The organism is Scytonema hankhaensis NUACC26 (assembly GCF_045865695.1).
Classification (GTDB): Bacteria; Cyanobacteriota; Cyanobacteriia; order Cyanobacteriales; family Nostocaceae; genus Scytonema.
Window position 1 is genome coordinate 1 of sequence record NZ_BAACAP010000123.1, and the last position, 21,734, is coordinate 21,734.

Annotated in this window: 16 protein-coding genes; 6 read left to right on the forward strand and 10 right to left on the reverse strand. The window is 41.6% G+C overall.

Annotation, left to right across the window (positions count from 1 at the left end; genetic code table 11):
* Both ACKTT2_RS06690 and ACKTT2_RS06695 read left to right on the forward strand, forming a co-directional pair.
* On the forward strand, positions 1 to 1,446 hold a 1,446-nt coding region (locus tag ACKTT2_RS06690; RefSeq protein WP_407885180.1), incomplete at its 5' end, for a cytochrome c oxidase subunit I.
* Between the two features lie 83 nt (positions 1,447 to 1,529).
* The gene (locus ACKTT2_RS06695) at positions 1,530 to 2,153 is read left to right on the forward strand and encodes a cytochrome c oxidase subunit 3 (protein WP_407885181.1); all 624 of its coding nucleotides are present in this window, start codon (positions 1,530 to 1,532) and stop codon (positions 2,151 to 2,153) included.
* 220 nt (positions 2,154 to 2,373) lie between these two features.
* On the opposite strand, the gene ACKTT2_RS06700 is transcribed toward ACKTT2_RS06695, so the two are convergent.
* From ACKTT2_RS06700 to ACKTT2_RS06710, 3 genes are all read right to left on the reverse strand, one after another.
* Positions 2,374 to 3,396, reverse strand: coding sequence for a WD40 repeat domain-containing protein (locus ACKTT2_RS06700; protein WP_407885182.1), 1,023 nt, complete (start codon positions 3,394 to 3,396; stop codon positions 2,374 to 2,376).
* A 237-nt stretch (positions 3,397 to 3,633) separates the two neighbouring features.
* A complete protein-coding gene (locus tag ACKTT2_RS06705; protein ID WP_407885200.1) occupies positions 3,634 to 3,927 on the reverse strand; it encodes a hypothetical protein in 294 nt (97 codons plus the stop codon).
* A 218-nt stretch (positions 3,928 to 4,145) separates the two neighbouring features.
* The gene (locus tag ACKTT2_RS06710; RefSeq protein WP_407885183.1) at positions 4,146 to 4,316 is read right to left on the reverse strand and encodes a CAB/ELIP/HLIP family chlorophyll-binding protein; all 171 of its coding nucleotides are present in this window, start codon (positions 4,314 to 4,316) and stop codon (positions 4,146 to 4,148) included.
* A 304-nt stretch (positions 4,317 to 4,620) separates the two neighbouring features.
* On the opposite strand from ACKTT2_RS06710, the gene ald reads away from it, so the two are divergent.
* Positions 4,621 to 5,712 carry an alanine dehydrogenase gene (gene ald / locus ACKTT2_RS06715; RefSeq protein ID WP_407885184.1) on the forward strand — a complete coding sequence of 364 codons (1,092 nt, stop codon included), beginning with the start codon at positions 4,621 to 4,623 and terminating at the stop codon, positions 5,710 to 5,712.
* A 32-nt stretch (positions 5,713 to 5,744) separates the two neighbouring features.
* Here ald and ACKTT2_RS06720 read toward each other — a convergent pair whose 3' ends face one another.
* The 3 genes from ACKTT2_RS06720 to ACKTT2_RS06730 form a co-directional block, all read right to left on the reverse strand.
* Positions 5,745 to 7,946 (reverse strand): hybrid sensor histidine kinase/response regulator, encoded by a 2,202-nt coding sequence (locus ACKTT2_RS06720; protein ID WP_407885185.1) that lies wholly within the window; start codon positions 7,944 to 7,946, stop codon positions 5,745 to 5,747.
* A 169-nt stretch (positions 7,947 to 8,115) separates the two neighbouring features.
* Entirely contained in the window at positions 8,116 to 8,703 is a 588-nt protein-coding gene (locus ACKTT2_RS06725; RefSeq protein WP_407885186.1) for a chemotaxis protein CheB, read from the reverse strand.
* Between the two features lie 185 nt (positions 8,704 to 8,888).
* Entirely contained in the window at positions 8,889 to 9,713 is an 825-nt protein-coding gene (locus tag ACKTT2_RS06730) for a CheR family methyltransferase (protein ID WP_407885187.1), read from the reverse strand.
* Positions 9,714 to 10,587: 874 nt separating this feature from the next.
* On the opposite strand from ACKTT2_RS06730, the gene ACKTT2_RS06735 reads away from it, so the two are divergent.
* Positions 10,588 to 11,871, forward strand: a complete 1,284-nt coding sequence (locus ACKTT2_RS06735; protein WP_407885188.1) for a ScyD/ScyE family protein — start codon at positions 10,588 to 10,590, stop codon at positions 11,869 to 11,871.
* A gap of 5 nt (positions 11,872 to 11,876) precedes the next feature.
* Here the strand turns inward: ACKTT2_RS06735 and ACKTT2_RS06740 are convergent, their stop codons facing one another.
* From ACKTT2_RS06740 to ACKTT2_RS06750, 3 genes are all read right to left on the reverse strand, one after another.
* Positions 11,877 to 12,305 carry an aspartyl protease family protein gene (locus ACKTT2_RS06740; protein ID WP_407885189.1) on the reverse strand — a complete coding sequence of 143 codons (429 nt, stop codon included), beginning with the start codon at positions 12,303 to 12,305 and terminating at the stop codon, positions 11,877 to 11,879.
* 38 nt (positions 12,306 to 12,343) lie between these two features.
* Positions 12,344 to 12,532 (reverse strand): hypothetical protein, encoded by a 189-nt coding sequence (locus ACKTT2_RS06745; RefSeq protein ID WP_407885190.1) that lies wholly within the window; start codon positions 12,530 to 12,532, stop codon positions 12,344 to 12,346.
* A 170-nt stretch (positions 12,533 to 12,702) separates the two neighbouring features.
* Positions 12,703 to 13,977, reverse strand: coding sequence for an ABC transporter substrate-binding protein (locus ACKTT2_RS06750; protein ID WP_407885201.1), 1,275 nt, complete (start codon positions 13,975 to 13,977; stop codon positions 12,703 to 12,705).
* Between the two features lie 317 nt (positions 13,978 to 14,294).
* Here ACKTT2_RS06750 and ACKTT2_RS06755 point away from each other — a divergent pair, with 317 nt between their 5' ends.
* The gene (locus ACKTT2_RS06755) at positions 14,295 to 15,767 is read left to right on the forward strand and encodes an MFS transporter (RefSeq protein WP_407885202.1); all 1,473 of its coding nucleotides are present in this window, start codon (positions 14,295 to 14,297) and stop codon (positions 15,765 to 15,767) included.
* 94 nt (positions 15,768 to 15,861) lie between these two features.
* Positions 15,862 to 20,433 (forward strand): nSTAND1 domain-containing NTPase, encoded by a 4,572-nt coding sequence (locus ACKTT2_RS06760; protein ID WP_407885191.1) that lies wholly within the window; start codon positions 15,862 to 15,864, stop codon positions 20,431 to 20,433.
* A gap of 183 nt (positions 20,434 to 20,616) precedes the next feature.
* On the opposite strand, the gene accD is transcribed toward ACKTT2_RS06760, so the two are convergent.
* A complete protein-coding gene (gene accD, locus ACKTT2_RS06765; RefSeq protein WP_407885192.1) occupies positions 20,617 to 21,582 on the reverse strand; it encodes an acetyl-CoA carboxylase, carboxyltransferase subunit beta in 966 nt (321 codons plus the stop codon).
* Positions 21,583 to 21,734: the final 152 nt, after the last annotated feature.

Sequence of the window (21,734 nt, forward strand, 5' to 3'; positions counted from 1 at the left end):
AATTTTTTGATCCCCTTAATGATTGGGGCAAAGGATATGGCATTTCCCCGCCTTAACGCCGTTGCTTTCTGGATTATTCCTCCTGCAGGTATCTTGTTAATTGCCAGCTTAGTTGTAGGTGATGCACCAGATGCAGGTTGGACTTCCTACCCTCCCTTAAGTTTGGTCACGGGTCAAGTAGGAGAGGCTATCTGGATTATTAGCGTCTTACTGTTGGGGACATCCTCAATCTTGGGGGCGCTAAATTTCCTTGTAACTATGCTGAAAATGCGTGCGCCCGGTTTGGGATTCCTCCAATTGCCTCTGTTCTGCTGGGCAATGTTGGCAACTTCAGCTCTAGCTCTAATTTCCACGCCAGTGCTAGCCGCCGGATTAATTTTGCTGTCCTTTGACTTGCTCGCAGGAACAACATTTTTTAATCCTACTGGTGGTGGTGACCCTGTTGTGTACCAGCATATGTTCTGGTTCTACTCCCACCCGGCGGTATACATCATGATTTTGCCCTTCTTTGGGGTAATTTCTGAAGTGATCCCCGTTCATTCCCGCAAACCGATTTTTGGTTATAAAGCGATCGCATACTCCAGTTTAGCAATTAGCTTTTTGGGATTGATTGTGTGGGCGCACCACATGTTCACTAGTGGTATTCCTGGTTGGTTGCGGATGTTCTTTATGATCACCACCATGATTATTGCCGTACCTACTGGAATTAAAATTTTTAGTTGGTTGGGTACCATGTGGGGTGGAAAAATCCACTTACGTACTGCCATGCTGTTCGCAATGGGTTTTGTTGGTATCTTTGTGATCGGTGGTATTAGTGGTGTAATGTTAGCAGCAGTCCCCTTTGATATTCACGTCCACGACACCTACTTTGTGGTCGCACACCTACATTACGTGTTGTTTGGCGGTAGTGTTCTGGGAATCTATGCAGCGTTTTATCATTGGTTCCCCAAGATGACAGGACGGATGCTGAACGAATTTTGGGGTCAAGTTCATTTTGCCCTCACAATCGTTGGTCTGAATTTAACCTTCATGCCCATGCACAAATTGGGTATGTTAGGTATGAACCGACGAGTTGCACAGTACGATCCTGCATTCACTTTCTTGAACGAAATTTGCACCTATGGTGCTTACCTTTTGGCGGTTTCTACATTTCCCTTCATTATCAACGTTATTTGGAGTTGGATGTACGGACCCAAAGCAGGTGATAATCCTTGGAAAGCACTTACCTTAGAGTGGATGACGAGTTCGCCTCCAGCCATAGAAAATTTTGAAACAGTTCCAGTCCTAGCAACCGGACCCTATGACTATGGCTTAGAAAACCTCAGACAAGAGCCTTCCTTACAAGACCCCGATCCCAATAAGTCCATGGGTCCAAGTTCGGTATTGCGTGCCGATCCCGACGAACCATATCCTTCCATAGCTGCCAATTTGGAAGAACGCAAATAAATGATGAATTATGAATGATGAATTCTAAAAATTTTCCTCATTCATAATTCACAATTCATAATTCATAATTCAACAAAAGATTCATGCAAAGTCAAACCATCGACCCAGCAAAGGCTGACCTAAATCATCACCATGCAGCAACTGTAGATGCTCATCATGAAGAACATCCAGACCATCGTATATTTGGTTTGCTCATGTTCTTGGTTGCTGAAGGAATGATTTTTATGGGGTTGTTCGGAGCTTATTTAGCCTACCGTTCAACACTTCCTGTTTGGCCTCCCGAAGGTACACCTGAATTAGAACTCTTGTTACCTGGAGTGAACACGGTTAACCTAATTGCTAGCAGTTTTGTCATTCATAATGCAGATTCTGCAATTAAAAAGGATGATGTGAAGGGAACGCAATTGTGGATGGCAATTACTGCTGCCATGGGTATTATTTTCTTAGTAGGACAGGTGTATGAATATACTCATCTTGAATTTGGTCTGAATACTAATTTGTTTGCTAGTGCATTTTACGTCTTAACCGGTTTTCACGGTTTACACGTAACTGTTGGTGTTTTAGCAATTCTTGCTGTATTATGGCGATCTTTTAAGAAGGGTCATTACAGCAACGAACATCACTTTGGTATACAAGCAGCGGAGATTTATTGGCACTTTGTTGATGTCATTTGGATCATCCTTTTTGGGTTGCTGTATTTGTTGTAGTTTTACCCCCCTTAATCCCCCCAATCCATCGGGGGGATTAAGGGGGGTAAATCCAACTTGTGTGTACACCGTAGTTGTAAAGGGGAGGGAATCGGAAATTGAATTTCCTCCCTTTCCAAAGCTAGAAATTGAATTTCCCCCCAATCCATCGGGGGGACTAAGGGGGGTAAAACCGTGCAGGAAAACCTTACAATAATTATTAATAATTCCTATCGCATCGCTATTGAGCTAGCCAAATATTAACTCTTCTATCAAATCCCCCGCTAGCCAACATTGTTCCATTAGGACTAAAAGCAATACTGCTCACCCAATCGTTATGCCCGTAAAGTGTATTTAATAACTCGCCTGTTGTTAAGTTCCACAGTTTAATTCCATCTCTGCCTGCACTTGCAAGAGTTTGTCCATTAGGGCTGATAGCGATCGCATTGACCCAATTATTGTGTCCTGTTAAAGTACGAACGAGGGAGCCAGTGTTAGTATCCCAAATTTTGATTGTGCGATCGTGACTAGCACTCACAAAATTACTTCCATCTGGGGTAAAGACTATTTTGGTGATAATACCGAAATGAGCGGTTGGGATTGTACGAATTAATTTTCCAGAGTTTAGATCCCAGAATTTAATAGTACCTCTTTTGTCACCACTAATAAGTGTTTGACCATCAGGGCTAATTGCTAGTGAATAAATAAAATTGTCAAAGCGAACCAAAGTTGCAAGCGGACGCTGCTGTAGCAAATCCCATAAGCGAATGCCGTCTAATGCACCACTAGCAAGAATTTTACTATCTGGAGTCACTGCTAAAGATAGCACGTTACTGGTATGCCCCACAAAAGAACGAGTAAACCGATTATTACCCAAATTCCAAAGGTTAATCGTGTTATCAGAACTACAACTTGCTAACGTTTGACCGTCCGGTGAAATCAATATAGATTCCACTGCTGTCTTGTGAGCTCTGTCAATCTTGGCAATTGTTTTACCAGTTGACGTACTCCACATACGGATAATCCCCTCGTTTTCTGCTCCGCCACTGATAAGAATTTGACTATTGGGACTAAAGGCAAGAGATTTAATAGTTCCTAGATTTTCTCTAAAGCTATATAGCAATAGTGGTGGATTGCTAAAGTTTGTAGATGGTTCGGGAACGGGTACAGCTTGAGTTTGAGATATAAGTTGAGTTTCGGCGAGAACCGTAGAAGAAATTGGCAATAGGGGAGCAACAGCAGTAGCAGTTGCTACGCTTAGCAAAGTAATTAAATTTTTTTTAAAGAAACTTTTTGATTCAAGATTCGCCCACCATCTAGCTTTAAAAAGGGAGTTGGGAATGGGGAGTGCGGAGTGGGGAAGATTCCTTTTTCTCAATCTAAGCATATACCTAACACAATAATAGTTTTACTGTGTTTTTAAGTATACCTTGGTATGGAAAGTAGAGGAGCATAATGCTTGAAACCAGCAAAAACTCCCCAGATTAACATAAAAAATTTATTAATAGGGCGGTTTTTTCTTAGATACTGTTAGTAGGGGTAAGGCAGAACTTGACGAGCGATCGGGCAAGTAATGCTGTACGACAGGTTCTTCAGGTAAAGGAGGACGTTGCTGAACGCGCCATAATCTGTAGGCAAGCGTTATACCTGCTGTTCCTAAGCCAATAACAAACAATGACCAACTGTCATTAAATCCACCAATAACTGCATCTACGATTCCCATCGTAATCAAGACACTGATGATTGGTTCTCTACGGTAGGCGGATTTTACAAAACGGGGAAATATAACATTCATCACAGCTTAGTTTATTCGGTGTTAATTTTTTCTGTAAATATACTAAGAATATCTCAATCATGAACGGCGCTCTTTACTGAGAGCCTCTTTTTCATTATAAGTTCGCAAAGTAGAGAGAAGTTATCTGTTGTGCTTTGAAGATAGCACAATAAGACGGGCGAGGACGCCCGTACCACAACTAGATTTACAGTCACTGGTCACTGCTCACTGCTCACTGGTTATCTTAGACCAAGCCAGGATAATACTCCTTGATTGGTAATATATTCGATCGCGACCATAAGGATAAAGCCAATCATTGCTGCTCGACCATTTAAACGCTCGGCATACTCATTAAATCCAAACTTTGGTTCTTCTAATTTAGGCGTAACGCTTGGTTGTGGTTGTGACATTATCTAAAAACCTCTTTTTAACGGGGATTGGGGATTGGGGAACTCGGGGCCCCCTCCTTGTTGAGGGGCGATGGGGATTGGGGAAAGCTATTAAATCTCCTCATCCCCAGTCCCCAGTTTCCAGTCCCCATTTACATTTCTTTACAATCTCTATTGTATTGTAGAACTAGGACGGGGATCGTCAATCCTAAAAGTTTGGAGTACATTGGTGATATCAGGGTAAGTTCGGGTCAAATTGTAGTTATTGATTCAAAAGGCCAAGAATGAGACTGACACAATTAAAAAAAATTATAAGAGGCCGTCAATGGAAATTGGCATTCCGAAAGAAACGAAAGACCAAGAGTTTCGAGTCGGGTTGAGTCCTTCTAGTGTTCGAGTCTTGAAGGAAAATGGTCACAACATTTTTGTAGAGCAAGGCGCGGGTGTCGGTGCAGGCTTTACAGATGAGGATTATCAGAACGTAGGTGCAGCAATTGTCTCCACACCAGATGCAGCTTGGAATCGGGAGTTGGTTATCAAAGTCAAAGAACCACTCTCAAGCGAGTATAAATTCTTACAGAAGGAACAAATTTTATTCACCTATCTGCATCTAGCTGCAGACAGAAAATTGACCGAACATTTGATAGATTGCGGCGTAACTGCGATCGCTTATGAAACAGTAGAACAGTCAGGTAGCAACAAGCTTCCCTTGCTCACACCCATGAGCGTTATTGCTGGTCGATTAGCCGTACAATTTGGAGCGAGATTTTTAGAACGCCAACAAGGTGGTCGAGGAGTTTTGCTAGGAGGCGTACCTGGGGTTAAACCGGGCAAAGTTGTAATTTTAGGTGGTGGAGTTGTAGGAACAGAAGCCGCTAAGATAGCCGTAGGTATGGGCGCTGCTGTTCAGATGATTGATGTTAACGTAGAACGCCTTTCTTATTTAGAAACATTATTTGGTTCTAGAGTCGAACTGCTATACAGTAACTCCGCGCATATTGAAAGTGCAGTTAAAGATGCTGATTTACTTATTGGTGCAGTGTTAGTACCCGGACGTAGAGCACCCATACTCGTACCGCGCGGTTTAGTCCAACAGATGCGTCCTGGTTCCGTTATTGTAGACGTTGCTGTCGATCAAGGCGGTTGTGTTGAGACAGTTCATGCCACATCACACACTAACCCAGTTTATGTAGAAGAAGGCGTAGTCCATTATGGCGTAGCTAATATGCCAGGAGCAGTGCCTTGGACATCAACACAAGCCCTAAATAACAGTACCCTACCTTATGTATTGCAGATAGCAAATTTAGGAGTAGAGGCATTAGCGAAAAACTCAGCATTAGCAAAAGGTTTGAACGTGCAGAACCATCGCTTAGTTCATCCTGCAGTGCAAGAAGTTTTTCCAGATCTTGTTCAGTGAGCAGTGACCAGTGACCAGTGACCAGTGACAAATCAACGTTGAATCAGCTTTGTCACTGAATTAATCAAGTGAATTGGTTCTACTGGCTTAGTGACATACTCTTGAAAACCTGATGCCAACGCTTGATGGCAATCTTGTTCTCTAGCGTAAGCCGTGAGTGCAATAGCTGGTATTCGTCCTCCTATCTCTGGTTCCAAGTTTCTTAACTTGCGAATCAGAGAATAACCATCTTCCTCTGGTATTCCAATATCACTTACTAATACATCAGGTAGTGATTCCTCAATAGTGGAAAGTGCTTGACGAACTGATGCAACAGCTATGACGGTAGCACCATATTGTTGCAATACTGTAGTGACATACTCTCTAGTATCAGTATCATTTTCAACGACAAGTACCTGTAAGCCACTGAGGTCGCGGACAGTATTCTGGCTAGAGTTGATTTTAGATTCTATGTTGGGGGGAGTAAGGGAAGACTCGTTTTCCTTCCTCTCTCCCCCCATTTGCTTTTTTACTGTTTCTTTTGCTTCTAAAAGGGGTAATCTTACAGTAAAAGTTGCTCCTTGTCCTACTCCCGGACTTTCTGCACGAACGCTTCCTCCATGCATTTCCACTAGATAACGTACAATCGCTAGCCCCAATCCCAATCCGCCTTGGTTTCTGGTGATACTGCCATCTGCTTGTCGGAAGCGATCGAATACGTAGGGTAAAAACTCTGAGCTGATACCATTCCCGGTATCGCTAACTGTAATTTGAATATAAGTTGGCGATTGGGGAGTAGGGATTGAGGAAGGGATATTCCTCGCGATCGCTAACTCCCAATCCCCAATCCCCTCTTCCATTGACAATCGAACCTGAACTTTTCCACCTTCTGGTGTAAATTTGAGTGCATTATTCATTAGATTCCAAACGACTTGCTGCAAGCGATTGGGATCTCCCAAGACATAATAAGATGTAGCCAGAGCGAGACGCAAAGACACGGCTAGTTGTACTGGATCGTTCCTCTCGTCTTCCCGTTCTTGTATTTCTGCTGACTCTGAAGTAGATTCAACAATATACTGCAATTGAATCTTTTTATTTTCGGCTTCTAGATGAACGCTGTCTATGACTGCCGAAACCACAGACGCTAAATTGACTCGTCCGAGATTCAATTGTAACTTCCCGCGTATTATCCGGGAAACATCTAAAATGTCATCAATAAGTTGCGCTTGCAAAGCAGCATTGCGTTCAATCGTTTCCAAAGCACGAAATATAGCTTTTTCATCTAATTTTCTTTGGCGTAATAATCTCGCCCAACCAAGTATTGAAGTCAGGGGCGTGCGAAGTTCGTGGGAAAGGGTTGCCAAAAATTCATCTTTCAGACGATTTGCTGTTTCAGCTTCTTGTCTTGCTGTTTGTTCGCGAATTAACTTTATATGTTCTTCTGCGGCTTTTTTTCGCTCTGTAATATCTTCTACCGTACCAACATAACCAATGACCTGTTGTTCATCCGAAAGCATTGGAGATGAAGACATAAGTACCCAACGCTCAACGTTTTCATGGGTGAGGATGCGAAATTCTCCTTTGTATTCCTGCCCTTCCCTAGATACAGCATACCAATCAGCAATAACTTGTTGTCGCTCCTCTGGATGAATTGCCAATGTCCAACCATCACCCAAACTCTCCTCAGGCGTCATGCTATAAATAGCTTGATAGCGAGGATTCGTATAAGTGCATTGACCGAATGTATCCGTTAGAAATATTCCTACAGGCGAACAAACACTTAACGAACGAAACATTTCTTCGCGCTTTCTTAATTCGCTATTCATTAGTGCTAGTTGTGCAGCTTGTCGCTTGACCTCATTGCTTTTTTGAAACAAATCCACAAAAGCTGATACTTTATACTTTAGAATTTCTGGCTCTATAGGTTTAAATAAATAATCCACTGCACCAACAGAGTAACCTCTGTACACCATAGTGTCACTGGTGCTATACGCTGTGAGAAAAATAATAGGTGTATGTCGGGAACGTTCTCTCTGTCGAATAAGTGCTGCTGTCTCGAACCCGTCCATATCTGGCATTTGCACATCCAATAAGATGACAGCAAAATCCTGATTGAGAAGTTGTCGCAGTGCCTCTGCACCTGATGTTGCTCGGATCAGATTTTGCCCTAAGCTATCTAAAATTGCTTCCAGGGCTAGCAAATTTTCTGGATGGTCATCCACCAGCAGAATGTTAACCTTTGGTTCTAATGACATCGGAATCAGTACGCTTTAAGAAATAAAATAAGGCTTTTTTAAGTCTTTCTATTGACTGTGACGCCTATGGTTCGTTTATTCACACTATCTTAAGTTATAAATTTGGTAATTTTTATTTAATGACTTTAATCCTTACTTTCTTTATACAAATAATAAGATAAGAATTTTGTTAAATATGACAAATTTTTACCAAGAATGGGGCAATATCTGCTAGAGGTAAAATCTTATCCACAACGCCAGCTACCACAGCAGCTTTAGGCATTGTTGCACAAGCAGCAGTGGACGGATCTTCTACCACTGTTTTACCACCTCGCGCTTTAATTCTTGTCAGTCCCTGTTTACCATCATAATTGGCTCCTGTCAAGAGTACGCCAATGACTTTATCGGCATAAGCATCTGCTGCAGTTTTAAAGAGAACATCAATCGATGGTCTTGCATAAGTTACCGGAGCATCAACAGACAAGGAAAAATAAGGATTGGGTATTGTATTATTTCTACCTTCTACTTGCAAATGATAATCAGCAGGAGCTAAATATACGCATCCCGGTAAGATCTCTTCCTTATCTTGGGGTTCTACGATCGCCAAGTGACTGTATTGTTGTAAAGCAACTCTCAATTTATCATCACTAGAATCTTTGTGACGATGTAGAACGATAGCTACCGGAACCGAAAAATTTTTCGGTAACCCTGGAAGTAAAACTTCCAAGGCATTGATTCCCCCCAAAGATGCTCCAATGGCAATCAGTTTAAAAGTCATTAGTGGTTGGTGGTTAGTTGTTAGTTGTTAGTTGTTAGCGGTGACTAATAACTACTACTCCCTTTAGGCTCTAAAATTACCGATCTTTGTAGGTGGGGCTATGCCCTACAGAGCGCGAATGGTGGGCGGCGATCGCTCTAGGTGTATAGGTAATCTTCCGACGAGAAGGGAGTAACTACTATCTATTATCTAATTCTACGATAAATTTTTTCATCCATATCTAACACTTCATAGTCTTTTTCATGACAAGTAAACTTGATTGTTTCTTGACGCCCCAAACCAAGAAGGCCATATCTATTCAAGCTTTCATAAAAAAGATTATGGACTCTTTCTTGTAAAGATTGATTGAAATATATTAGTACATTTCTACATAAAATAACATGAAATTCATTGAAAGAATTATCAGTAGCCAAGTTATGTTGTGAGAAAATCATATTTTCTTTGAGATAAGAGGAAAATATAGCATTATCGTAGGCAGCAGTATAATATTCTGAAAAAGATTTTTTTCCTCCGGCTTGTAAATAGTTTTGAGTATAACTTTGCATGAGGTCGAGTGGGAAAATTCCAGATATTGCTTGTTTTAAAACAGTTTCGTTAATATCAGTCGCGTATAGTCGGCAACGGTGGTAAAGCCCTTCTTCATGAAGCAAAATTGCCATAGAATAAACTTCTTCACCAGTCGAACATCCGGCATGCCAAATACGAATAAAAGGATATGTTCGTAATAAAGGAATGACTTTTTTTCTTAAAGTTAGAAAAAACCTAGCATCGCGAAACATACTAGTCACGTTAACTGAAAGATTAAATAATAATTTTTCCATAGATTCGGGATTGTGTAGTACTTTTTCTTGCAATCCAGAGATACTAGTTAATCCTTCCGATTCAATGGTTGCCCAAATTCGACGTTTGATTGAAGCTAAAGCATAGTTTCTAAAATCAAATCCATAGTAACGATATACGCCTTCTAATAGCAATTGAATTTCTATATCTTCTAGTTGCTCCCGAATCATAAAGTTATTATTTTTTGTTTGTTCCTATATATAGGAATCCTCTTTGATTTTTGAAATATACGTAGTAGGGTAGGCATTGCCTACCAAAAGTCTTATTAGTGGGCAATACTTAACGCCACTTCTCTCAGCGCGGGGAATCCGCGCACTTCGGGTGGCTCCCCTACAGTACTTAAAAATTTTCACAAATCATTTATGATTCCTATATAGGGTGTTCTGTCTGTAATTAGTCCTATTTTAATAAAACTACCATAATCTTATTTCAAAATTATAAGATTAGGAAATATATATTGATACATATACCTATTGAATGAATTTTAGTAAAGTAGAGATTTGTGAAGTAAATCTTTTGAATAAACCAAAGTATATCTACAGGATAAACGTCCTACATCTTATGAATTATGCATGAACTTTGATACTTTCAAAGTTTTAAAAGTTAGGCTTTGGCTTAAAATTTTAATCATTTACGAAAAATTGTAGGAATGTAGGGTGGGCAATGCCCACCTTATTAAGAGGATGTTTGTAAAGTCTACTGTTATATCAAGCTCCCCCCTACCCCCCTTAAAAAGGGGGGAACAACCTTCTCAAAGTCCTCCTTAAAAAGAAGGATTTAGGAGGATATAAAGTTTTGTAGACCTCAGCCTCCACTTTTAAAACATTCTTTAAGCTTTGGCGGGCTTTAGCCCCACATACTTGTGGTTGAAATTTTGAATTTAGATTGAAAGAAAATTAAAAACAAAAAAATATCAATTCAATCGAAAAAAAGTTCATTGCTACCACTCACAATTATCCTATATGTTCTTTGTAAAAAGTATAGAGATTGAAATATTTTTAATGAACACAAAAGATTCTGGTCCTTTTAACGATAAATTATTGTATGCGTTTACCATTTTTATCTCAATTAACTGTAAGCTTTGCAACTCTTGCATTTAGTTTTGTCACTACTCTTGAAACTCAAAAAGCAGTAGCTGCTTCATTTAGCGTTGTTGCCGATCGCCTCAATAACGTCAGAGGTCTAAACTTTAGTCCCGATGGCAGTCTTTACATCACAGAATCAGGAGTCGGTGGGGATGGGCGATGCATTCCCGGACCAAGTTTGGAAGGTCTTGATTCTTGTGTTGGAGCGACTGGTGCAGTGACAAGGGTGAAGGATGGCAAACAAGAGCGCGTACTAGAAGGTTTACCGTCCGTAGCGTTAAGACCTAGTGGAAGTACGGGAGAGGGTCCTCAAGATATACAATTTGATGTCGCAGGAAATCCTTATCTTTTAATTGGCTATGGTGGTAATCCCACTATCAATGATTTTCCAGAAAGCACCCCAGGTTGGGGACAACTTTATAAAGTGAATTTTCAAACGGGTTCCCTAACCAGTATTGCTGATTTTGCAAAATACGAATTGGCTAATAATGCTGATGGAGGAAATGTCCTTGATGTCAGTGGTGAGATAGCTAGTAATCCTTATGCCTTGGCGATAAAGGACAATACTGCTTATGTTATTGATGCGGCTGCTAATAATGTATTAACTGTAGGGCTTGATGGTAGCAACTTGAAATCTTTTGCCGTACTTCCCAAGCAAAAGATATCTAATCCCGTCTTCCCAACCCCAGAACCGGGACAGGTTTTACCTCCTGAAGCACCTCCAAGCGATCGCATTCCTGAAGAAATCGAGATTGAATCTGTCCCAACAGGTGCTTCATTTGGTCCCGATGGTGCTTTGTATATTAGCGAGTATACAGGTTTCCCTTTCCCAGTAGGAAAAGCACGTATCTTGCGAGTCACATCTGATGGCAAAGTCACAGTTTTTGCAGAAGGTTTTACTCAACTCTCCGATCTAGAATTTGATGCTAGAGGTAATTTGTATGCACTACAATATTCCAATGTACCTCAGTGGTCGGGTGCTGCGGATGCGTCTGTTATCCAGATAGCTCCTGATGGAACTCGCACAACTCTCTTGAGTGGCAATGGGCTAGAGTCAGCAACTGCTCTTACTGTCGGTCCTGATGGTGCAGTTTATGTATCGAATAAGGGCGATCGTGCAGGACAGGGACAAGTTCTAAGGATTAACTCAACCACAAAAGTTCCCGAACCGGGCGCTGAAATTGGAGTGGTTGCGTTTGCAGTTCTAGGATTGGGTTGTTTGCTACAGCGTAAATTTAGGTAGATACTTTACTTGATAGTTGCTACCGGGTAATCAGGATTGGCGGGATTTGGAACTAATTGCTGATTTTTGCAATCTACCAAAAAATCTAGTTTTTCCAAAATAACTTGACCTAGCATAACTTCATCTCCCACTACCAATCCTTCATCTGCAGTTTCCCTTCCTTGACATTCAATTAGAACAGGTTCAGTAACGCCTACTGTTTCCTCTAGTCCATTTGCGTAACGGGCTACCTGTTTACCTCTAATTCGCAAACCTAATTGCTCGACAACCTGCATTGGCAGTACAAGAGTAAGTGCTCCTGTATCTACTAATGCTTCGGTTTCACACTCTCTCAACAAATGCGGAGCAAGCACTCCTCGGCTTATCATTGCTTCGTCAATTGCATTTGTTAGTTTTACTCTAACTCTGACCGCCCCCATAGCTGTTGGCTCCATCTTGAAGTCCTCCCATATATTACAAAATATGAGTGTACTTACATTTTGTATAAATTAAACTCCTTACGAAGCTCCTCGATAGTTTGAGGTTGATTAGTTTTGGCTTTGACACGTTGCAAAGCATCTAAAAGACGCACTGCATTTTCAGGTGACTGGAACAAGTATGCTGTTTCTAGAATACTGTTAAGCTCTTCTCGATCTACGTATCCAAAATAATATGACTCCATCTATAGCAATCCTAAATCATTTATAAACAATTTTAAGTAATGTAGGTAGGGCTTGCCGCACAAAAGCTTCAGTGGTGGGCAATGCCCACCCTACAGTGTATTTACAAATCAAATAGGATTGCTATAGTTTGCTCAATCCACGCATCCCAAATCTAAAATCCAAAATCATATTACTCCATTGCGATCGCTTTGACTAATTCATTTGCTTCTTGCTGTCCTCGCCGCATTGCTCGTTCGAGAGGTTGTTGTCCGAGTAAAGCGCTGACAAACTGGTTGTCAAAATTGTTCATAACTGGTGCGGGGTATTTACCGAGTTGCCATGGCATCCCATAGTCTACGCCTGCTAATAGTGCAGACCTTAACGGGTCTTTGTCATATCCCAATTTTTGAGCAACAGATTTACGTGATGGCAAGGCAAAACCTGTTTGCGTCCACTTTGCCATTCCTTCTTTACCTGTAAGATAAGAAATTAATTCCCAAGCTGCGGCTTTGTGTTCTGACTGCTTGTTCATCACGTAAGCAACCGTGAAAACCATTGTGCTTTTTTGATTATTAATAGTCGGTACTTCTGCGGTTGCAAACTCTAAATTGGGAAAAGTTTCTTTCAAATACGGAATTGTCCAACTTCCTTCAACAATCATTGCAACCTTTTCCTGACCGAACATTTCACCCCCAGAGTTAGTCCCAACATCAGACTTTTGTGCTGAAGAACGGTCTTTTTGATATTGGTCTACTGCTAACTGCAACCCTTGTAAAGCTTCCTGACTAGCAAACGCTGCATAACCGTTGCGATCTACAACTTGTCCTCCAAAAGCTTTAATTTTGTAGGCTTGACGTGCTAACTCAGGGATTTCACCGAAGCCATATTGGTCGATTCTGCTATCCTGGTTAAGGTCAGAGGAGAGCTTTTTGGAATAGGTGCGGAGTTCCTCCCAAGTCTTTGGGGGGCTGTCTAAACCTGCTTTAGCAAAAGCTTTTTTGTTATAAAACAGAGCAAGTGTTGAATAATCTTTAGGAAGACCGTATATGTAATTTCCGTATTTAAAAGTTTCTAATAGGGTTTCCTCAAAATCAGCTAAGTCAAATTCGGAGGTAATGTATGTATCTAGTGGTTCCAAAACATTCTGGCTCATCAAAAAAGGAGCTTCAAAAGCATCTAAATAAAAGACATCGGGCGCGGCTTCTCCAACTAAACGAGTTTTTATTACATCCATATATTGGTCATTAATAACCTCATGTTTCACTTTGATATTTGGATGCTTTATCTCGAATTCATGCAGGACTTGTTTCAAAAGTTTTTGTTCGGCTGGGCTAGCTATCCAACCACTGAGTTTGATGGTTACCGAAGTATGTTTTGTTGCAAGGTCTGGTAAGCGATCGCACCCAATTATCAACAGGGCGATGGCAACCAAAACCCCTAAAAATTTCTGGATACTTATTTTCATCTTTTTGGCGATTGGGGATTGGCGGTTAGCGATTGGGGATAACTGATATCTTGCACCATCAGCTCCGTTGCGAAAATCATCAGCTAAAAAGCTTATTGTTTCGTAGGTAGGGCTAAAGCCCACCACCCACTCCCACAAGGGAGGTGCAAGATGTCAGATAAGGAAGAAACATCTACCATATCTCCCCCCTCCCTTCTCTCTCCAATGCCCAATCCCCAATCCCTAGTCCCTAGTCCCCAATTTAAATGCAAGTTAAAATAACGAAAAGTAACGATTTTCTTGTCAAACCATCAACCGACCCATCTGTGGAGATAGGTATGGAATCCATGTCATCAGAGACGGCTGCTTCTTTAGCTCCAAAAATCCCTCAAATTGCCATTTCAGAACTAGCTGCTACCCCGATACGTACTCCTACAGGCATAAAGAAGGAAGCTATTCGCACGAGCCTAAAAGCCTCAACGATGGATTCCGTGTTTGCCGCAGTGTTCTCTATAACCACCACAGGGATTTTATTAAGTAACTTTTTGGTGGAACTAGGTGCAAGCCCAGTTATTTTCGGAATGATCTGTTCCATTCCAATGGTAGTGAATTTAATCCAACCTGTGGGTGCTTACCTTTCAGAACTGACAACGAGTCGCTTTCGGTATTCTTTATTGACTCATGGTATTGCTCGACTCCTTTGGATATTCCTCATCGTTGGTATTATTGCTTCTACCTTGGGATGGATAAATTCTCATCAGTTAGTTGTGATGACGTTGGCGATCGTCTTGTTAACCAATCTTTTGGGAGGACTTGGAAGTGCGTCTTGGTTGAGTTGGATGGCAACGATTGTCCCCCGACGCTTGCGAGGAAGATATTTTGGATTGCGAACTAGTGCTGCTAGTCTCACGAATTTGATCTGCGTTCCTTTGGCGGGTTTGGTGGTGTCAAAATGGCCAGAAGGAACCTTGCAGGGTTATGGAGTAATAGTCTTTTTGGGAATTTGTGCCGGAGTTATCAGCATTGGGTGTCAGCATTTTCAAGTGGATATGAATCCAGTTATGCAAAATGCATCTCTTGTCACGCCAATGGATTCAGAAAATGTTACTGAATCTCAACTAGAAAGTGTTGAAAACTCGTCTAATGAGAATGTAGTACAAAACGTTATTAATAATAACAATTTTTTAATGTTTCTTTTCTATTTTAGTTCCTGGATGTTGGCTTTTAACCTAAGTGCTCCCTATTTCAATCTCTATATGTTGAGCAATTTGAAGTTAGATGTTAGCTTAGTAACGCTTTACGGTAGCATTCAGGCGGCAGCCAATTTACTGATGTTGATTGTATGGGGAAAATTATCCGATAAAATTGGCAATCGTATCATATTAATATCAGTAGGAATTTTAGTTGCGATCGCACCATTATTATGGCTCGGAGTGGATGCTAATTTTTTTGACATTTGGGTGTGGTTACCACTAATCCATATTTTGCTTGGAGGAACTTCAGCAGCCGTTGACTTGTGTAACAATAATATGCAGTTGAGTGTTGCACCAGTCAAACAACAATCTGTCTACTTTGCGATCGCTGCTGCTATTGGGGGTGCTAGTGGTGCGTTAGGTACTACTATAGGTGGCTTTATTGCAGAGAGCAGTTTATTCGGAGGTATTCCTGGCTTATTTGCCGTTTCTGCCTTATTTAGACTTGTAGCACTTGTTCCACTCATTTTTGTGCAGGAACAAAGAGGGCTATCTTTAGCTCAAATAATTCAAACCCTGTGGATATTCCGCAAAAAAGCAATGAGGGTTAGTAGTTAGTGGTTAGTAGTTAGTGGTTAGTAGACAAACAACCAACAACTAACAACTAACAACTAACAACTAACCACTTCCAAATAAATGTTAGGTGCAAGCAATGCGGAAGTTACTTGTCCTGAAGCTAGATGGAGATCTAGAAAAAGTTGTGCGGGTAACACTCGCACTCGAGGAAGAAAATAATCGCTTGGAAATGGAAGTGACTGGGTATTTGCCCGCAAACCCAAATCTAGCGATCGCGATCGAGAATTGGAGAGTAAACTACTTAAGTGCAGGCAAGTCTTCCCGAGTGCAAGCAGTGGGAACAGCAAGGCAATGGCGTTACGACTGCAATAAAGCGGCAATAGCCTTGCGACAATCTTTTAACCAATGGCTGTTGTCTGACTCTTTCCGTCCTATACGGGATAAGTGCTTGCAACATCTCATACCTCCTAATGAAGTGCGCGTCCTTATACGAACTTCAAGTCAATCGTTATTAAAACTACCTTGGCATTTATGGGATTTAATAGACGGTAACTCTTTTGCCGAAGTTGCTCTAAGCACCCCAGATGTAGAATTTCGCACTATAGTAAAAACACCTACATTACCAGGTAAAGTCAAAATTCTAGCTATATTAGGTAACAGTACTGGTATTAATATTCAACAAGACCGATACGTACTAGAAAATTTAGATAATGGCGAGACAACCTTCCTTGTAGAACCAAAACGCCAAGAAATTAACGATTATCTGTGGGAAAAATCTTGGGATATTCTATTTTTTGCTGGTCATAGCGGAGTAGAAAGCGAAAGCGGTTGCATTTATATCAATCAAACCGAAAGTTTAACAATTGATGAACTCAGATACGCCTTAAGAAATGCTGTTGATAATGGCTTGCAACTAGCCATTTTCAACTCCTGTGAGGGCATGGAACTCGCATTTGAACTACAACAATTGCACATTCCTCAAACTATTGTGATGCGGGAACCAGTACCAGATGTTGTTGCTCAAGCATTCGTCACGTATTTTCTGCCAGCATTTGCTAGCGGTAAACCTTTATACTTGGCTCAAAGAGAAGCACGATTGCGACTTCAGGGGTTGGAGTATCAATTTCCTAGTGCAAGTTGGCTACCAGTCATTTTTCAAAATCCTGCTACTGTACCTCCTTGTTGGGAAGATTTAGGGCGGCGTCCTACTGACAAATGCCCTTATCGTGGTTTGTTCGCTTTCCGAGAAGAAGATGCACCATTTTTTTTTGGGCGAGAAAGTTTCTCCCAAATTTTGGTGGAAGCAGTACACTCAAAACCCCTAGTAGCCGTTATTGGACCTTCAGGAAGTGGAAAGTCTTCCGTCGTCTTTGCCGGTCTTATTCCCCGTTTGCGGCAAGAAGGTCATTGGCGGATTATTTCCTTTAGACCGGGCTCGAAACCATTCCATGCTTTAGCTGCTGCACTTATTTCTCAACAAGAACTGCAAACGAAATTTGACCAACTAGAGGAAATTACGCAATTAGCTGACTACTTGCGCTATGAGGAAAATTCTTTACACTTCGTTTTACAAAGTATTCTCAAGAAAAATCCTGGAACTCGTCTATTGCTTGTTGCCGATCAATTTGAGGAACTGTATACCCTGTGTCGGGATACACAAAAGCGTCAGGTTTTTTTAGATAGATTGATAGAAGCTACCAATCTCAGTGACTTTACTGTTATACTAACGCTTCGGGCTGACTTTTTAGCACAGTCTCTTTCTTATCGCCCGTTTGCTGATGCGTTACAGTATCGCGATTTAAAACTCGGTCCGATGAACCGTGAAGAACTGCAAGCAACTGTAGAAAAACCTGCAGGGCTTTTTGGTGTGACGCTAGAGTCTGGGTTAACCGAACGAATTATAGAAGCCGTGAGTGCTTCTGCAGGAGATTTACCTTTATTAGAGTTTGCCTTGCAAGAACTTTGGGCAAAACAGAGTAACGCTCAGCTACTTCATGCTACTTACAATGATATAGGTGGTGTTAAAACGTCTGTAGCAAGTTATGCAGAACAAGTTTATGCTAGATTAAATGAAACGGAGCAAGAACAAGCAAGACAGATTTTTCTTCAATTAGTGCGTTTAGGGGAAGGTACGGGGGAAACTAGACGTTTGGCTACTCGTGAGGAGGTGGGAAACGAGAGTTGGAGTTTGGTCATTCGTCTTGCCTCAGAGCGTTTAGTTGTGACGGGACGTGATGAGGCAACAGGTAGAGAAACTGTAGAAATTGTTCATGAAGCTTTAATCCGAGAATGGGAACGTTTGCGTCAGTGGATTGAGTTAGACCGCGACTTCCGCACGTGGTTACAGGGGTTACGATCTGCCATGTACCAGTGGCATATCAATGGGAGGGATGATGATTCGTTGTTGCGGGGAAAGCCTTTAGCTGATGCGGAAGAATGGTTGCAAAAGCGTGCCAACGAGTTGATATCGGAAAGGATATTTATAGAAGCAAGTTTGGGATTGCGGCACAGAGAACGCAAACAACGCGATCGCCTGCGTAGGGGTATTATATTAGGTTTAGCTGGCAGTTTAGTTGTAGCTTTAATGTTCGCTGGTGCGGCGGGAGTGGCTTGGTGGCGAACAAATATCAGTGAAACAAACGCTAAAATTAAAGCCACTAGTGCGAGTGCTAGAGCGATTTTTGCTTCTAATCTTCAATTAGAGGGATTAATTTCTAGTTTAGAAGCTGCTAAGCAATTACGACTTTTGGAAAGAGCGGGCAATGCAGAACCCGATACTAAAATAGAAGTAGTAACAGCATTACAACAAATTTTACACGGTACTAGAGAACGAGATCACTTGACCAAACATAGTGCGGCTGTATGGGGTGTCAGTTTCAGTCCGGATGGTCAAATACTGGCTTCTGCAAGTGCTGACAAAACCGTCAATCTTTGGCAGCGAGATGGTATCTTGATGGCAACTCTCAATGAACATAGCGAAGATGTTTACAGTGTAAGTTTTAGCCCTGATGGACAAACAATTGCCTCTGCGAGTTTAGATAAAACTATTAAACTTTGGAAAGTCAGCGATGGCAGTTTAATAACGACTTTGATCGGACATAAGAATGGTGTCAGAAGTGTCAGTTTTAGCCCGGATGGTCAAACAATTGCTTCTGCAAGCTTTGACAAAACGATCGGACTTTGGAAAAAAGCAAGCGGAGGGAAATTTGAAACTCGCCCTTACAAAATTTTGACAGGGCATCAAGACCAAGTTGTAAGTGTTCGTTTTAGCCCTGATGGGCAAACAATTGCTTCTACTAGTAAAGATAAAACTATCAAACTTTGGAAAGCGAATGATGGTAGTTTAGTGACGAGTTTAACTGGGCATAATGCCGCAGTTCGTTCTGTTGCTTTTAGCCCTGATGGAAAAACAATTGCTTCAGTTGGGGATGATAAAACTTTAAAACTTTGGAATTTGAATGGCACTCTCTCAAATAATATCTTGACTGGATGCATAGAGGCAGTCACAGGTGTTAGCTTCAGTGCTGACGGTCAAACTATTGCTTCTACCTGTTGGGATGGAAATGTGAAACTCTGGAGACGAGATGGTAGTTTGATAACAACTTTGAACGGTCACACAGCAGGAATTACTGATATCAGTTTCAATCCTAACGGGTTCATTGCAACGGCTAGCGCTGACGGCGTAGTTCAACTTTGGAGTACCCCTGGTAATTTTATTAACACTCTCCGAGGTCATCTCCAACCAGTGCGAGCAATTGCCTTCAGTCCAAATGGACAAACCATTGCCTCTGCTAGTAAAGATAACACTGTTAAACTTTGGAAAACAAACGATAGCAGCTTAGCACAGACTTTAATAGGGCATAGCAAAGAGGTTCGGGGAGTCGCCTTCAGTCTTGATGGAGAGATTATCGCTTCTGCTAGTGCTGACAAAACCATTAAACTATGGAGAACAAAGGATGGTAGCTTAATTGATACTCTGACTGGAAATGAGGATGAGGTTCGGGGAGTTGCTTTCAGCCCTGATGGTCAGATAATTGCTTCTGGGGGTAGCGATAAAACTGTGAAGTTGTGGCGGCGAAATCGTCAAGGCAAATTTGAAACCCAACCTTACAAAACTATTACCGGACATACTAAAGCAGTTCGAGCAGTTGCTTTCAGCCCTGATGGAAAAACTATTGCTTCTGCTAGTTGGGATGGAACCGTAAAACTCTGGCGACAAGATGGTAGTGCGTTCGCAACTCTGGAAGGTCACAATGCTAAAGTATATACCGTGACTTTTAGTCCAGATGGAGAAACAATTGCAACTGCCAGTGATGATAATACTATCAAACTCTGGAGAGCTAGCGATGGCAGTTTGATAACGACTTTGAGAGGACACAGTGCTGCAGTTTATGGTGTCAGTTTCAGCCCTGACGGGCAAACCCTCGCTTCAGTCGGCGTTGATAAAACCGTAAAAATATGGAGACGAGATGGTATTTTAATTACTGCTTTGACCGGGCATACAGCGTCGGTAACGAGCGTGAGTTTTAGCCCTGATGGAAAAACAATTGCTTCTGCAAGTGATGATAAAACTGTAATTTTATGGAATTTAAATCTTGATGATTTATTAAAACGCGGTTGTAATTGGACGCGCTATTATTTGAAGAATCTCAATAATGGTATGGTTCAGGATGACTACAGGCGGCGCATTTGTGATGATGTTTATTAGGAATAAAGAAAAGTTGAGTTAGAAACTTCCAAATAAAAAATCTCCCAAAATTTCTTGTGGTGCGGGTAAGATTTTTTGTGGTACGGGCTTCTAGCCCGTCACTAACAAAGAACGGGCGAGGACGCCCGTCCCACAAGATAAGGTTATTCAGCGACTATGAACATTAGCCATTAGCCATTACGGTTATTCAATCACTGTGGAACTAAAAGGTCTTGTCTCCCAAACAACAACATTGTGTGTTTGCACTGCAGTTGTCAATGAGATAGGTTGGTGCAGGGCAATCAAGTTTGCTAATGTCTTCTTTAATTGGGTTCGGGGTACGATGTCGTCTACAAAACCATGCTTCAGTAAATCTTCTGCTGTTTGAAACTCTTCTGGTAGTTTTTCCCGTAAAGTTTGCTCGATCACGCGCCGACCAGCAAAACCAATTGTTGCTTTTGGCTCTGCCAATATAATATCTCCTAACATGGCAAAACTCGCTGTGACACCACCAGTGGTAGGGTTGGTTAACACGGGTATATACAATAACTTTTCATCCCGATGGCGTTGCAAAGCGGCTGATATTTTTGCCATCTGCATGAGGGAAAGCATTCCTTCTTGCATCCTCGCCCCGCCAGATGTACAAATAATGACTACGGGATAACGTCGCTGTGTGGCTTGCTCGATCAAACGAGTCAGTTTTTCCCCCACAACTGACCCCATGCTTCCCCCCATAAATCGGAAGTCCATGACGCCTAAAGCGATCGGTAAACCGTCTATTTGACCCAATCCTGTTTTGACAGCATCGACTAAACCGAGTTTTTCCTGAGTCTCTCGCAAGCGATCGCCGTATGCTTTACGATCGCGGAATTGCAATGGATCGGTAGGATGCAAACGATCGTCTATAGACCCCCAAGTGTTTACATCTATCAACTGACGAATCCGCTCATCACAATCCACTTTGTTGTGATGTCCGCACTCTACACAAACCATTTGATTGGCTCTGAGATCTTTGGTATAGGTTAAGACACTGCAGTTAGGACATTTGTGCCATAAACCATCAGCAATCTCACGTTCTTGACGTTCAGGGGTAGTAGACCCTGATTTCCGTCGATTTGCAAACCAATCTAATAGAGACTTTAAACCGCGTGATTCTTCGTTGTTTGCCATTTGTATGTTATCAGAGAGTAATATGTCGAAAATAGGTCAAGCAGCTTGTATTATCCCTTGTCCTTTGTCCCTTGTCCTTTGTTAAGAAATATGACAAACGACTTACGACAGATGACTATTTTTTCAAATTCGTCTTGATAAGCAGATCGGAC

Excerpts from the sequence above, each read along its gene's own strand:
- ACKTT2_RS06695 (WP_407885181.1), top strand. The coding sequence starts at position 1,530 with ATGCAAAGTCAAACCATCGACCCAGCAAAGGCTGACCTAAATCATCAC.
- ACKTT2_RS06705 (WP_407885200.1), bottom strand. The coding sequence starts at position 3,927 with ATGAATGTTATATTTCCCCGTTTTGTAAAATCCGCCTACCGTAGAGAA.
- ACKTT2_RS06710 (WP_407885183.1), bottom strand. The coding sequence starts at position 4,316 with ATGTCACAACCACAACCAAGCGTTACGCCTAAATTAGAAGAACCAAAG.
- ald (WP_407885184.1), top strand. The coding sequence starts at position 4,621 with ATGGAAATTGGCATTCCGAAAGAAACGAAAGACCAAGAGTTTCGAGTC.
- ACKTT2_RS06720 (WP_407885185.1), bottom strand. The coding sequence starts at position 7,946 with ATGTCATTAGAACCAAAGGTTAACATTCTGCTGGTGGATGACCATCCA.
- ACKTT2_RS06725 (WP_407885186.1), bottom strand. The coding sequence starts at position 8,703 with ATGACTTTTAAACTGATTGCCATTGGAGCATCTTTGGGGGGAATCAAT.
- ACKTT2_RS06730 (WP_407885187.1), bottom strand. The coding sequence starts at position 9,713 with ATGATTCGGGAGCAACTAGAAGATATAGAAATTCAATTGCTATTAGAA.
- ACKTT2_RS06735 (WP_407885188.1), top strand. The coding sequence starts at position 10,588 with ATGCGTTTACCATTTTTATCTCAATTAACTGTAAGCTTTGCAACTCTT.
- ACKTT2_RS06740 (WP_407885189.1), bottom strand. The coding sequence starts at position 12,305 with ATGGAGCCAACAGCTATGGGGGCGGTCAGAGTTAGAGTAAAACTAACA.
- ACKTT2_RS06745 (WP_407885190.1), bottom strand. The coding sequence starts at position 12,532 with ATGGAGTCATATTATTTTGGATACGTAGATCGAGAAGAGCTTAACAGT.
- ACKTT2_RS06750 (WP_407885201.1), bottom strand. The coding sequence starts at position 13,977 with ATGAAAATAAGTATCCAGAAATTTTTAGGGGTTTTGGTTGCCATCGCC.
- ACKTT2_RS06755 (WP_407885202.1), top strand. The coding sequence starts at position 14,295 with ATGGAATCCATGTCATCAGAGACGGCTGCTTCTTTAGCTCCAAAAATC.
- ACKTT2_RS06760 (WP_407885191.1), top strand. The coding sequence starts at position 15,862 with ATGCGGAAGTTACTTGTCCTGAAGCTAGATGGAGATCTAGAAAAAGTT.
- accD (WP_407885192.1), bottom strand. The coding sequence starts at position 21,582 with ATGGCAAACAACGAAGAATCACGCGGTTTAAAGTCTCTATTAGATTGG.